This is a genomic window from Rhizobium oryzicola (assembly GCF_030504645.1).
Lineage (GTDB): Bacteria > Pseudomonadota > Alphaproteobacteria > Rhizobiales > Rhizobiaceae > Neorhizobium > Neorhizobium oryzicola.
Genome location: NZ_JAUKWQ010000015.1, coordinates 45,560 through 58,667 on the forward strand (window position 1 = coordinate 45,560; position 13,108 = coordinate 58,667).

The 13,108-nt window shown below is 54.7% G+C and carries 15 protein-coding genes and 1 pseudogene; 11 read left to right on the plus strand and 5 right to left on the minus strand.

Going from position 1 to position 13,108, the window contains the following annotated elements; translation table 11 throughout:
* The first annotated feature begins 72 nt into the window (after positions 1-72).
* The gene (locus Q2T52_RS26850; RefSeq protein ID WP_367187367.1) at positions 73-528 is read left to right on the plus strand and encodes a GNAT family N-acetyltransferase; all 456 of its coding nucleotides are present in this window, start codon (positions 73-75) and stop codon (positions 526-528) included.
* Positions 529-840: 312 nt separating this feature from the next.
* Here Q2T52_RS26850 and Q2T52_RS25290 read toward each other — a convergent pair whose 3' ends face one another.
* A complete protein-coding gene (locus Q2T52_RS25290; protein ID WP_302079705.1) occupies positions 841-1,332 on the minus strand; it encodes a TetR/AcrR family transcriptional regulator in 492 nt (163 codons plus the stop codon).
* A gap of 5 nt (positions 1,333-1,337) precedes the next feature.
* Between Q2T52_RS25290 and Q2T52_RS25295 the strand changes: the two genes are divergently transcribed.
* Entirely contained in the window at positions 1,338-2,003 is a 666-nt protein-coding gene (locus Q2T52_RS25295) for a DUF6622 family protein (protein WP_302079706.1), read from the plus strand.
* Positions 2,003-2,773 (plus strand): hypothetical protein, encoded by a 771-nt coding sequence (locus tag Q2T52_RS25300; RefSeq protein WP_302079707.1) that lies wholly within the window; start codon positions 2,003-2,005, stop codon positions 2,771-2,773. Before Q2T52_RS25295 ends, Q2T52_RS25300 begins: the two co-directional genes overlap by 1 nt.
* A gap of 308 nt (positions 2,774-3,081) precedes the next feature.
* Here Q2T52_RS25300 and Q2T52_RS25305 read toward each other — a convergent pair whose 3' ends face one another.
* Entirely contained in the window at positions 3,082-3,984 is a 903-nt protein-coding gene (locus Q2T52_RS25305) for a LysR substrate-binding domain-containing protein (RefSeq protein ID WP_302079708.1), read from the minus strand.
* Positions 3,985-4,152: 168 nt separating this feature from the next.
* On the opposite strand from Q2T52_RS25305, the gene Q2T52_RS25310 reads away from it, so the two are divergent.
* The 3 genes from Q2T52_RS25310 to Q2T52_RS25320 all read left to right on the plus strand — a co-directional run bounded on the left by Q2T52_RS25310 (position 4,153) and on the right by Q2T52_RS25320 (position 5,890).
* Positions 4,153-4,695 (plus strand): sugar ABC transporter, encoded by a 543-nt coding sequence (locus Q2T52_RS25310; RefSeq protein ID WP_302079709.1) that lies wholly within the window; start codon positions 4,153-4,155, stop codon positions 4,693-4,695.
* A 6-nt stretch (positions 4,696-4,701) separates the two neighbouring features.
* A complete protein-coding gene (locus Q2T52_RS25315) occupies positions 4,702-4,875 on the plus strand; it encodes a hypothetical protein (protein WP_302079710.1) in 174 nt (57 codons plus the stop codon).
* Between the two features lie 172 nt (positions 4,876-5,047).
* Positions 5,048-5,890 (plus strand): MBL fold metallo-hydrolase, encoded by an 843-nt coding sequence (locus Q2T52_RS25320; RefSeq protein WP_302079711.1) that lies wholly within the window; start codon positions 5,048-5,050, stop codon positions 5,888-5,890.
* A 256-nt stretch (positions 5,891-6,146) separates the two neighbouring features.
* On the opposite strand, the gene Q2T52_RS25325 is transcribed toward Q2T52_RS25320, so the two are convergent.
* Positions 6,147-7,082, minus strand: a complete 936-nt coding sequence (locus Q2T52_RS25325) for a LysR family transcriptional regulator (protein ID WP_302079712.1) — start codon at positions 7,080-7,082, stop codon at positions 6,147-6,149.
* Between the two features lie 52 nt (positions 7,083-7,134).
* Between Q2T52_RS25325 and Q2T52_RS25330 the strand changes: the two genes are divergently transcribed.
* From Q2T52_RS25330 to Q2T52_RS25350, 5 genes and pseudogenes are all read left to right on the plus strand, one after another.
* Positions 7,135-7,569 carry a VOC family protein gene (locus Q2T52_RS25330; protein ID WP_302079713.1) on the plus strand — a complete coding sequence of 145 codons (435 nt, stop codon included), beginning with the start codon at positions 7,135-7,137 and terminating at the stop codon, positions 7,567-7,569.
* An 87-nt stretch (positions 7,570-7,656) separates the two neighbouring features.
* Positions 7,657-8,094, plus strand: coding sequence for an acetyltransferase (locus Q2T52_RS25335; protein ID WP_302079714.1), 438 nt, complete (start codon positions 7,657-7,659; stop codon positions 8,092-8,094).
* Positions 8,095-8,453: 359 nt separating this feature from the next.
* Entirely contained in the window at positions 8,454-9,230 is a 777-nt protein-coding gene (gene bla / locus Q2T52_RS25340) for a class A beta-lactamase (RefSeq protein WP_302079715.1), read from the plus strand.
* A gap of 153 nt (positions 9,231-9,383) precedes the next feature.
* A pseudogene (locus Q2T52_RS25345) lies at positions 9,384-9,558 on the plus strand (IS3 family transposase); the annotation flags it as partial.
* A gap of 415 nt (positions 9,559-9,973) precedes the next feature.
* Positions 9,974-10,798 carry an alpha/beta fold hydrolase gene (locus Q2T52_RS25350; RefSeq protein WP_302079716.1) on the plus strand — a complete coding sequence of 275 codons (825 nt, stop codon included), beginning with the start codon at positions 9,974-9,976 and terminating at the stop codon, positions 10,796-10,798.
* Between the two features lie 573 nt (positions 10,799-11,371).
* Here the strand turns inward: Q2T52_RS25350 and maiA are convergent.
* Positions 11,372-12,013, minus strand: a complete 642-nt coding sequence (gene maiA, locus Q2T52_RS25355) for a maleylacetoacetate isomerase (RefSeq protein WP_302079777.1) — start codon at positions 12,011-12,013, stop codon at positions 11,372-11,374.
* Positions 12,014-12,081: 68 nt separating this feature from the next.
* The gene (gene pdhA / locus Q2T52_RS25360; protein ID WP_367187369.1) at positions 12,082-13,071 is read right to left on the minus strand and encodes a pyruvate dehydrogenase (acetyl-transferring) E1 component subunit alpha; all 990 of its coding nucleotides are present in this window, start codon (positions 13,069-13,071) and stop codon (positions 12,082-12,084) included.
* Positions 13,072-13,108: the final 37 nt, after the last annotated feature.

Consider the following 13,108-nt stretch of genomic DNA (forward strand, 5'->3'; position numbering starts at 1 on the left):
CAGTGATACTGAGCAGCAAAAACCCGCTTTGCAAACAGCATTGTCAGAAAATGAGGACAGGAGCCGCGAGCAATGATTATAAGACCCGCAGAATTGCGCGATTTGCCTGACCTACGAGATCTGTTTTTGAGATCTCGACGAGCGGCTTTTGTTTGGGAGATGCCTTCCACTTTTGCTCTCGAAGATTTCGATAAGGAAACTGACGGCGAGACAATAACGATCTCCGCAGATGGTGATCGTGTTACCGGGTTCAGTTCAGTATGGGAGCCAAGCAATTTTATCCACCATCTGCATGTCGATCCACTCTATGTAGGGCGCGGGATCGGGCGCTCGCTCCTCTCGGCTCTGCCTGGATGGAAGTCGGTTCGATACCAACTTAAATGTGTCTCCGCAAACAGAGCGGCATTAGCATTCTACTTAGCAAACGGCTTCGTCGAGATCGGACAAGGTGAAGCTAACAATCATGAATATCGACTACTCGAAACTGCTATCGCCGCGGGATCGACGGGGACGTCTAATGCTGGATGATCGATCGGAAGTCCGAAGGTGCCCTAAAAGGTCTCCGAGAGCATTGTAGCGCTAAAGCGGCGCTGGGTCTTAGAACGCACATTTGATTTCCCAACTCCGTCCATATCGGCCATTTCCTTAAAGGTGTGGCGCGACTACCTGCGGCGGTCTCAAGAATCGCGACAGTTCACCCGTAGAGCTTTCGGCGTATTCCGGTCGTCCGTGCTGGTTTCCGCGCGGAAATCAACACACCGGTTACAGTGACATTTTCGCAAGAGCCAATCAAGGTTGGTCAGTGCGATGAGACAAGCGGTAATGGTTGAAGGCCTTTTGCTACAACTGACTTGAGGCACTTGGAAGTCCCGTTCCAGCCAGTCGAAGCACTGACATAATGACGGCATCGTGATTGGCAGGCTTGCCAATCCGTCCGTCAATCATCAGCAAAGCCAACCCATGCACCAGTGACCAAAGGAACAGGGCTGCTGTCTCAACCTGTTCTTCACGCAACCTCGCTCTCAAACCGGTCTTGACCCTCTCATAGGTCCGCTCGCGCAGTATTCGAAGGGCGTGGTGTTCGGTTGACGATGTTTTTAGGCCATCACCGAACATCAGCCGATAGAGCCCTGGATTATCTAGGGCGAACCGAACATAGGCCAAGCCCACCCCGGACAACTGGCCCTTCGCATTGGTGGGCGCGGTTTCCAGTCGGGCAGCCAATTCTGCGAAACCCTCCTCCGCCAAGGCGAGGGCGATGGCGTCCAGCTTTGGAAAATGATGGTACGCGGACGGGGCCGCCACCCCGACTCGCCGGGCGATCTCGCGCATCGACAATGCCGCCGGACCTTCCTTTTCAAGCTGAGCGCGGGCTTCCACCAACAGAGCTGCGCGAAGAGCGCCATGGTGATAGCGACCATGACTTCCCGACGATCGACTTGACATTGTACGAACCATCCTGCAAAACTAACAACGTTAGGATTCTACAACATTTCAAGGAATTGGCAATGTCTCACGTGCCGCCTTACGTCTACATTCTGTTTCTCACACTTCTTTGGATGGGAATTTCACGTTGTCAGCCTCGAACATTCCGGATCGAGCGCCTGCTGATCATGCCGATTTTGATGGCCGCGCTGGGCTTCCACGGATTTTATGGGTTATTCCACTCGGCGAGTCTTCTCGATCTTCTGGCTGGCCTCTGCGGAGGAGCCATAGGAGTAGCGCTCGGTTACAGTCATGTCCAAGCATGGGCCGTCACCGTTAACAGGGCAGAGCATACCGTTTCTGTTCCTGGCGACGTGATGATGCTTGTTGTGATCCTTGCGACATTCTGTTTCGAATTCGCTCTGCACTACCTGGTTGAATCAGGCGCAGTCCGGATGAGCAACCTCGACCTGTCGTCGATCGCTGCTGCCCTTTGGATGCTATTCATCGGCATGTCGGTCGGCCGGAACGCTAATCTTGCTTGCCGCTTTTGGCGCAGCGGGGAGGGCAGGCTCTGATGAGGAGATCGATCCTTTTCTTGCTAACAACTCCTCTGCTGTTCATTTCGCATAGCATGGCAGTGGTGACACATGAGTTCGGGCATTCATTCATGGCATGGATGCTTGGGATCAAGTCCAATCCACTTATCATCACGTGGGGAGACACCAGCGCCTTGAACATCCTGACCCTTTTTCAGATTGGAGAGCGTGTGGATTACGCCCGGGCCATTGGTGGAGGGCACAATTTAGCTGCTGCACTGACCGCTGCAACAGGGCCATTCTTTGTCAATGGTGGTCTCTATGCTTACTTTCGGATCAACGCTCGCCTTAGATCGAAGTCGCAACATCCAGGATTGAGGCTTATGTATTTTTGGCTTCTCTTCATGAACCTCGCCAACCTTTACGACTATGTGCCGATCAGGACATTCTCCCCGACTGGAGACATTGCGAATATTTGCGCCGCCCTACACATTTCGCCTTGGCGCATATATATATTCATATTTCCCATTGTCATCGAAGGCATAATGAATTTTTACAAGTATCAGATTCCTGGTCTCTGTGCCGACCTTGGCCTCGACCCCTTTGATAGAAAATTCCTACTTCTGGTAAGTTCCTTCCTAATGTTTGGTTATTACGGCTCTGTCGGGTTTCGCGCCATTGATCCTGTTTCAAATTTCTTGGCTGGATCATCAATACTCAGTCTACCTTTCGTCATCATCCTGTACTGGTCCCGCTCAATGACGTCACGCGATCATCCCCACCAAATCCTAGGAAGCGCCAACGGCTGACTCTCGCAATTCTTTCTCCGGCGGTGGTTGAGACGGTAGATTGGCAACCCAGTCCAGGATAGTCTGCGCCAACAGCTTTGGAGCTTCCAATGGCCGTGCCCAGATCGACTCCAACATGGCCGAACGAGTCATCAGACCATAGCCGATCCTCGTTTCGCTCCGGTCGGATTATGCTCTAAACGAGACGTTGGTGCTGGCCAGGGTGATAGAGCTCTTTTGGACCGTCCGCGCCGCTTGAACGTAATCTGCTCAGCGTTTGGCGCGGGTAGCCTTCTTGTATTAAGTCGATTTCCAAACTTGGCAGTATGTTAATCGAAGCTTGGACTATGACGGCGCGTTTCCTCCATCAGCCAGTTCGCGAACATCTGGATAGGCCCTTCACTCAATCGGATCGGCTCCGGAAGCACCAGGCAGAAGGTCTTGGAGATCGACTTGCCGTCTGGCCAAGGCGCAACAAGGCGACCTTCAGCCAATTCGGTTTCGACATAGAGGCGCGGTACGAGTGCAACGCCGAGGCCGGCTAAAGCGGCTTCGATTTGCATGGAGTGAAGATCATAACGGGCGCCAATCGCAGGATTGGTCAGCGCGATCCCGGTTTCTTGCGCATATCGTTGCCAGGCGTCCGGGTTCTGGCGTCGATGAAGGCGAGGCAGTTCATCCAGGGATACCGCCCCTTCACCCCCATCGAGAAGCCCTGGATGGCAAACAGGTACCAACGTCTCATGCAGCAGGCGGTGCGTTCTCATTCCCGTCCAGGCAGGATGCTCGAAATGGATCGCAGCATCGAAACCGCTTTCGGCAAGCACAAAGGGCTCCATCCGCTCAGTGAGATGGACGGTGATGTTTGGCTGCATCTTTCGAAACCGCGCTAACCGGGGAATAAGCCAGCGCACGGCAAATGTCGGGATGGTCGCGATGTCGAGGCTCGCGCAATCGCTGGGCTGCCCCATCAGATATTGACTGTCACGCTCAAGCCGATCGAGCGTCTCGCGAACCTGAGCCGCATACCGCTCTCCGCTCGGCAAAAGCCGCACACGATTGCCGACCCTCTCGAACAGCATGACGCCAAGGAAAGCTTCCAGTCGACCGATCTGGCGGCTGATCGCTCCTTCGGTGAGAGCCAGTTCGTCGGCTGCGCGAGCGAAGCTACCATGACGCGCCGCAGCCTCGAACGCCATGAGTGCGGAATTGCTGGGAATCTTGCGGCGCATGGCGGTTCCTGAGAAGGTGGGCGGCATTGGATTCGCCGCCACATTGATGTTATGTCACTGAAGCATGATCAGTATTCGATATATGAACCGAGATCACCGGTCTAACATGAGGAAATATCAATAATAAACAAGGCCGGACACTCCAAACTTCCGGTGGAAGGTGGTGTGATGATCTATACGGTAGAATGCAGCTTTGCCGATCCGGCCAGCGAAGTGGAATGGAACGACTTTTACAGCCTGGACAAGCTGTCAGCCCTTATTTCCGTAACCGGTTTTCATACGTCGCAGCGTTTCAGGTCTTTGAGCCGCGGTTGCCCTGTTTATCTTGCCCTTCATTCCATTGATGGCTTCGATATTCTCACGGGTGAGGAATACCGCCAGAAGGGCGGCGGCAATTTCGCACGCTGGCAACAGCACATCACCGACTGGCACCGGAACCTCTACGGTGGTATCGACCGTGCGCCGGCCATTGGTGAAGGCGAATATCTGGCGTTAAGCGCAACAGGGCCTGAACTGCTGATCGGGCTTGGTCTTATTTCACATGCGATGCACGCGGTCGCTATGGAGAAGGTTCCGGAACACCGCTGGCTCGCCAAAGTGGAGCGCGACAATGTGCTTGATATCGGGCATTTGCCGGAAGGCGTCCAAGTCTATGCGCCGATGACGCCGCAGTTGACAAAGGACGATGCGACGTCTGCGAAAGCCCGGTAGGCCCCAATGCCGAATGTCACGATCTATATTCCGGCAGACAAGATGCCGCCGGACGAGGCGCTCGCAGACCTTACGGAGCAATGCACTGAACTCTGCACCGGCATTCTCCACGCAGCATTGGCGAACGTACATATTATCTATGTCGCTGTCGGTCATGGCCGGGGCACCCCGCCTTCGTAGAAATCCAATATCGGCTTGAGGCATTTCGGACGCCGCCAGTCATGGCGGAGTTTATGGGTGGACTGGACGACGCCATAAGGCGCAACACTGGCCTCATCGCGCGCATTCGCTGCTTTGGCTATGAAGCATTGAGCATTCACGCACGAAATTGAGCGGATGCAGGAGAAAACCAATGTCTAATTTTGTATTACCCAGCCAACAGATCGGTGATCTAACAATCATCGCCGTCAGCGATGGCTATCTTCATGCCAGTTTCGACTTTCTTGCGAATATCGATCCGGACCATGCCTGTCGCATACAGGAAAATGCCGGGATAAGGGATTATACGTCGATTCATATCAACTGTTACATTGTTCGCGCAGGCGGCCGTACCTTCTTGATCGACGCAGGAGCAGGCGGTTTCAAGCAATGGGGCGGTCGATTAACCGCCAATTTGTTGCGCGCTGGCATCCAGCCTTCCGAAATCGATGCGATCTTGTTGACGCACGCCCATCCCGATCATATCGGCGGGCTGATGAACGCTTCAGGCGAAGCCGTCTTCGCGAACGCCGAATTGGTCGTTCACCATCGGGAAGTCGCTTTTTGGGAAGATGATGGCAATTTAAGTCGCGCGCCTGAGCGCGCCCGTGGCAACTTCCTTTTGGTACGCCAAGCGTTCGATGGCTATCGCGCGCGATTACGCACCTTCGATGCCGGAGAGGTGTTTGCCGGCATGACGGCGGTTCCGCTTCTGGGCCACACCGTCGGGCACACCGGCTACCGTCTCGAATCCGGCGGTCAAGATCTGCTGGTCTGGGGAGATATTGTCCATTTCCCTGAGATTCAGATTCCGCGCCCTGATGTATCGATTGCTTTCGATCAGGATGCACAACTTGCCGCTGAAACACGGACGAGGTTGTTGGACCTTGCCAGTTCGGAGCGTCTGCTCATCGCAGGAATGCATCTGGGCGAATCCGCTTTTGGACATATAGTGCGTACAGCAGACGGGACCTATGCGGTCGCCTATGAAGAATGAACGTGCATCAGTTATCCTTAGCTCCGCGTCTTGGCATGTTGGCGGGCGGAGGCGGTCACAGGAATCTTCCCCGGGAAATTATCCCGGCATAATTTACAGGTGGAAATATCGGGTTATCGGCGGGAACCCGTTCGCCAAAAGGGCCTTTGAGAAAAAAGCTGGCGCATTACTCTCAATGACAAAAGGTGCATGGAAATCCGCGCTTACGCCTGAACGGCCTCAACTTGACGCTCACAGTGGGATACTAGTCTCGAGCCTATATTTGCTTAACGGCTATAGCAGCGATTTCCTCCCGCAGCCATCGATGCGCTGCATCCTTTTCACGGCGCCGGTGCCACGTCTGAACGAATGGAAATTTGTTAAGCTGGAAAGGCAGTTCGCCACATTGGAGGCTTCCACCGCTCAAACCTTCGATGCTGCGGCTTGCTGCGGTCAGCACAAGATCGCTTTCACGAACGAGGTCGGGCGCAGCAGACCAGTGCGGAATTTGGACTGCTATGCGGCGCTTGTGGCCAAGACGAGAAAGCGCTTCATCGACCTCGCTGTTATCCTGCAGCGCAACACTCACTCGGATATGCGGACGCGCAAGATAGTCTTTAAGAGATAATGCTTTGCTTCCAGCCGAGTGGTCGAAGAGGCAGGCGAATGTCTCTTCGAAGAGCACCACGTTTTTGAGATCCCTGAGGTGCTCCAGCTTGGGGTAAACGCCAATGGCCATATCGATCTCCCCGTCCAAAAGCGCGGCGAGGGCGCGCTCTCGACCATACGACACGATAGACAGGTCCACTGACGGGGCCGACTTTCGGAGCCGTGAGACGAGAGCAGGAAGGAGGATTGCAGCTCCATAATCCGACAGGGAAAGGCGGAAATGGCTGTTACACTGCTCCATGTCGAATGATGTTTGATTGACAAGGGAACGCATCAGCGCAAGGGCTTCGCCGAGCGGCTCTGCAAGTTGAAGCGCCCGCGCTGTGGGTTGCAGGCCACCTTCGGCTCTCACCAGCAGCGGATCGTCAAAAATATCTCTCAGCCGTGCCAGGGCGTGACTAACCGCTGGCTGTGAACGGTTGAGCCGCAAAGCTGCGCGGGAGACATGGCGCTCCTCGAGGAGTGCCTCGAGAACAGGCAGCAAGCCCAAATCGGATGGATGAATATTATTCGAATCGTGCATAGCGAGAATATTGAATATCAATTTCCATTCAATTTTTCAATGATCCAGAATTGAGAGCAAAGGAGAATCGAACATGGTCCAGTCACCTGAAACTGATCTCGGCCTGTCTCACGTAGCAATCGTCGTGGGCGACCTGGATAAGAGCATCAACTTCTATCGGGAATTCGCCGACCTTGAGGTGATTCATCGTCGAACCGCAGGCGGCGATATCCAAGAGGTCGCCTGGATGGCCGATGGCTTGCGTCCCTTCGCACTTGTCCTAGTTGCATCTAGGAAGTTAGATGATACGCCACTCGGACCCTTCGGGCATATCGGCATCGCCTGTGCCACGCCGGACGATGTGTTGCGTCTTGCCGCTGAGGCTGAGCGTCGCGGCATCTTGCGGTCTGCCCCGCGCGACAGCGGGCCGCCGGTCGGCCTCTGGACGTATATCTCCGACCCGGATGGCAACACGCTAGAGCTGTCGTTCGGGCAGGAAATCGGTTTTCGAACCGGTTCGCAACGCTGACGGCCGCATTGCTACTCAATGGGCTGCTTGCAGCGTTTTAGTGTTCGGCAATATTCACTTTTGCCGAGAAACAACAGAGGTGGCGTCGTGATCAAAATTAGATGGTCTAACCCCGACGAAAACGAACGAGTGGTGGAAATTTGGCGGGCAGCGGTAGACGCGACCCATGACTTTCTTTCACCTCAGGATCGCCATGAAATTGAAGAGATGGTTCGTGATTTTCTACCCCAGGCTCCGCTGTGGATCGCGGTCAACGCTGACGACTACCCGCTAGCCTTCATGCTGATTGACAACGGCCACATGGAGGCGCTGTTTGTCGATCCAGCGTGTCGGGGAACTGGAATTGGCGCAGCTCTGGTGCGCCACGGTCTATCACTTCATCCTGAGATGACAACCGACGTCAATGAGCAGAATGGTCAAGCGATCGGCTTTTATAAAAAAATGGGATTTCGAAGTACGGGCCGGTCACCGCTTGACGGGCAGGGAAGGCCTTATCCGCTCATGCACTTGAAATACGGGAAATGACGCAGATTCCCACGCCCTTCCAGATGACCCTTTAAATTGAAGTTCTAGTTCACAAACCTGTTGTCGCTTAAAGCGGTGACTCACGCGTGAGCCGGCTCTCAAGCGCTTATACAAACCGATGGTGATCCTGATTCTCCTGCCATCTCGCATTTGTAAGCGCGAGTGTTGTGGCGCAACAAAAAAATCTTCTTGTCTTAAGAGCGCCATGACTGCCGTACAGTTCGATAACTCATGAAAAGCTAAGGCTCAGTATTCCTGTGGATAACACGACGAACTCTATGCCTTACCCCCCCCTGGTTGCAGCATGTTGGTCGCTGGAGCGGAGTGCTTGGGCCGCTAGCAGCAAAGCCATTGTTGAAATGCAGCTCAAAGAGCTCAAACTCGGCAGTGGTGGTCATCTTGGGGTCGCGGTCCTGGACACCGCGACCGGCCAGATAATTGAGAACCGTCTTGATGAACGCTTCGCGCTTTGCAGCACATTCAAGGCTCTCGCTATCGCGTTCACACTCGCTCGCGTTGATCGCGGAGAGGAGAAATTAGATCGACGAATCTTCTTCGGGGAAAAGGACCTGATTATTCCGTTCAAGGCGACCAAACCGCACATTACCGATGGCATGACTATCGAAGAACTCTGCGAAGCGGCGGCGGTGGTCAGCGATAGCACCGCGGCAAACCTGCTTCTGTCCAGCTTCGGCGGACCTTCTGCATTGACCGCCTATCTGCGCTCAATCGGTGATCAAACGACTCGTATCGACAAGACCGAACTGACTCTCAATATCGTCAAGCCCGGAGAAACACACGACACGACGTCGCCGCGGGGGATGGTGGGCACACTGCAACGCATCATACTGGGCTCCGCTCTGTCACCGAAGTCGCGGGCGTACCTGACAGGGTGGATGATGGCGTCCAGAGACGCGGCCGCACAGCGCTTGCGGGCTGGTTTGCCGGCGGGCTGGCGGATCGCGAACAAGCCCGGGACGTGGGAGGGAATAGCAACCAACGATATCGGGGTGATCTTCCCACCCAATCGTTCTCCGATCGTCGTCGCGGCCTATCTCGGCAAGGCACGTGGTTCCGTGGCTGATCAGGAAGCCGTTTTGGCCGAAGCAGCACGCATCGTTACGAGAAACGCATAATCGAAAGACAGAATGCCGGCGGCCGTGGAACTTATGCCGTTGCCAATCCAGCCTCCAGCGCTCGCCTTAAGCCGGCACTGAAGGCTGGACAAAAACGAAGGACATGGGGCGTCGTTCGCTTGATTTGCTTTTAGCTTCCTAAATGCCGAGCGTTTCGGCCGCCTGAAACCAGAGCCCTCTATCCACGAGACTGGAAGGCCATCACGATCGATCGTTCGTCGCCGAGGTGGACACCTACATCCGATAGTACGATGAGAGGCGCATCAAAATAATGTCGGGATCACTCAACCCGGTCGAGTATCGTAAAAGTCTCGGCCTGAACTTATGAAACGGTCCAATCTTTTATCCGCACCCCCACCGTCTCAGCTCTGCACGAAAACGAACAATCGCTCCTTGAACGGCGAAATATGTCTTGACGTCAAGACATATTATCTCTACGTAGAGATAAATGAGATTACCTCCTCGAAATCCGGACGAACGAGCGTACAATGTCTCCTTTTCTCAGCTGAATACCTGCCGCGCTCCCGCGCGGCATTGCCCGTATCGGCGCTATCGCAACTGCGGGCTTGAGAACGCCTTTGCAGGGTCGGGAAGGTATTGCTGTGGGGGGGCCTTCACAGCCTTCCGAGCAATCTGTCGCGTTGTCATCTCTCGGTTGGAGCCTCGCCCCTTTTTGGGAGCGACATCTGCTTCCATCCTCACATCCATCTCGTATCTTCGAACTGGCCGAAAGGAGCAATATCATGGCTTATTATGAGTCACAGGGTCGCCGCAATTACTTCATGGAGTTCGGAAAGGGCAGGCCGGTTCTGCTGCTGCACGGCATCAGCAATTCCGGCCGAGCCTGGGGACCGCAAATTCCCGCACTTGTCGAAGCCGGCTATCGTACGATAGTTCCCGATCATGCCGGTCACGGTGCTTCTGCTCGACTGTCCAGCCCGTTCAGCGTCGCGGATATCGCCGACGACACACAACGTTTGCTCGCCTATCTGGGCGTCGATGATCTGGATGTCGTCGGCCTCTCGTTGGGCGGAATGGTCGCGCTAGAGCTCGCGCTTCGACAGCCATCCAGGATACGACGGCTCGTCGTGGCAAACAGTTTTTATAAGACGGATACGCCCGAATTTAAAGCAATGGCCGAGGGATGGGCATCGGTTTTCGAACAAGCCAATGGTCCAGAAGCAAGGCTAGAACAGAACTGGCTTGTTTCGGTTTCACCGTCTTTTCAGGCAACGCCAGAGGGAATACGCACATACCAAGTTTGGCACGGTATCGCGGCGACCTCAGACGGTGGGTCTCTTGCTCAGGTCGCTCGCGGTATCACTACGTTCGATGTCTCATCTCGCCTTCGGGAACTTTCTATGCCTATCTTGTTCATTGCTGGAAGCATTGACAGAATGTCACCACCAGAGCTCAGTCATCACATGGCCATGCAGACCCCAAATAGCGAAGTAACCGTCATCCAGGGCGCAGCTCACATCTCAAACGCTGATTCGCCCGATCACTTTACGACGCGATTGCTCGCCTTCTTGCAAGCTGGCGATAAAGCTCAGCGCGCCGCTCTGTAAGTCTGATGAGAATTTCATCCGAACCGTAATGTTCCAAACGGATAATTCGGCGGGCGAACTAACGAACAACGCGGACGATGGCGGTGTGCTTCCGCCTCGTCCTGTTGACTCTTTTTCGGCAGTGCTTCGTCATTGGAACACTGTGGCTGGCACTGACAAACCTAGGAACAAAATGCGGCGTTCCTGTTTGTGCTGTGTCGAGGATATCCCGAAGGTCGAATATTCCTGGCTGACGTTTTTTTGGAGTACAGCTAGCATCTTCTCTTGAACAATGCCTTTCACAAGAGGCTTGAGAAGAACCGTAATGGCGCGTCAAGGCCGCATTTTGTACATCCGTAAGGCAACGGCATCTTTTGATTGACGCCGCCCAGGAGCTCATGGAAGCCTTGACGAAACCGTCGGCAAGTCACGGTCGTCCTTGCTTGACGGATTGGAGTGCATTTATTGCCCGGGCGAAGCGTGAAGAACGTCGCCGCGGCTGTTTGTTTCGGGAGTGTCGACGCATTTTCTTGATCGTTTATTCGTAAACAGGCATCTCGTCCCACGGACCGGAATAGCATCTGCATCCTTATCTTAAATCTCCCGGTAATCTGGATGCTGGAAGGGGTGAGCGGCAGCGAATTCCGGGAGGTCAAAACATCTTTTTCCCAGGGCTTCGACACGTGGAAACGCGCTAAGATCCTGTTTGTAGAGGTCCGCCGTCACGATCTGACCGGCGATGCATATGTCGGCAATCGATGGCGTTTCACCAAGTGCAAATGGCGTCGGAGGGCGACGGGTCAGAAGACGCTCGTAGGTCGCAATCCCTTCGGAGGCCCAGTGGCTGCACCAGGACTTTACCGTCGCATCGTTCGCGCCCAACTGTGTTGTCAGATATTTCCGCACGCGCGGCACGACAAGCGGATGAGCATCAGCCGCCGCTACAAGTGCAAGGGCTCGAGCATACGCACGCTCCTTTGCATCCGCGGGAATAAGCCGAGGCTCTGTCTGAATGTCATCGAGATACTCTATGATGGCCAGCGACTGAAACATGACATTCCCGTCGTGCACGAAAGCCGGCACGGCATGTCCCGCATTCACGTCAGCATAGTCAGGATCGAACTGCTTACCGGACAGGATATCGACCTCGATTTCCTCAACGGCAAGCTTTTTCAGGGCAAGCGCGACACGAACTCTAAATGCGGCATTGGACCGCCAGAAGGTGTACAGTTGCATGCTCAAATGGGTAACTCCCTTTTTTCTTGATCTTAGGCGAGGTTGCGCCGAACGGGTTTGTCCGTGTTTCACAAGTAGACATCGGTATAGAGCTCGGCTGCGTCGGGCAGCGGACTGGTCTTTGCGAAATCGACCGACTCGGCGACGATTTCCTTAATCTCCTTCTCGATCAGCCTCATATCGTCATCGTTGGCATGCCCCTCTTCAAGGATGCGGGTGCGTGAACGATTGATCGGGTCGTTGTCGTTCTTGACCTTGTCGACCTCCTCGCGAGACCGGTACTTGGCCGGATCCGACATTGAATGGCCGCGATACCGGTAGGTCAGCATTTCGAGGATCATCGGCCCGTTACCCGCGCGCGCGTGTTCGACCGCCTTGGCGCCCGCCGCTCGAACGGCGCGAACATCCATGGCGTCTACCTGTACGCCCGGAATATTAAGGGAGAGGCCGCGCTCAGAAAGGTTGAGATTGGCAGAGGCGCGCTCTACGCTCGTGCCCATGCCGTAATGATTGTTCTCGATGATGTAGATTGCTGGCAACCCCCAAACCTTTGCCATGTTGAAGCTTTCATAGACCTGCCCCTGGTTCGACGCACCGTCTCCGAAATAGGTCAGACACACGCGGTCATTGCCGCGATATTTGTTCGCAAATGCCACGCCAGTACCGAGCGAAACCTGGGCGCCCACGATGCCGTGACCACCGTAGAAACCTTTTTCACGGTCGAAGATGTGCATGGAGCCGCCTTTACCCTTCGAAGCGCCTGACATGCGGCCCGTCAGTTCCGCCATCACGACTTTGGGGTCCATGCCCGCCATCAATGCGTGGCCATGGTCGCGATAGGCTGTGATGACCTGATCACCTTCACCTATCGTCATTTGCATGCCCACCACCACGGCCTCCTGCCCAATGTAAAGGTGACAAAACCCTGCGATCAAACCCTCGCCGTACATCTGACCGCATCGCTCTTCGAAACGGCGGATCAGGAGCATATCGCGAAAGGCTTTCAACTCCTCCTGCTTGGAAAAAGCGAAATTAGGATCCGCGTTGAGCTTAGGCATGTTTCATTCCTTTATAGATAAACGTAAGTGGCAGTGC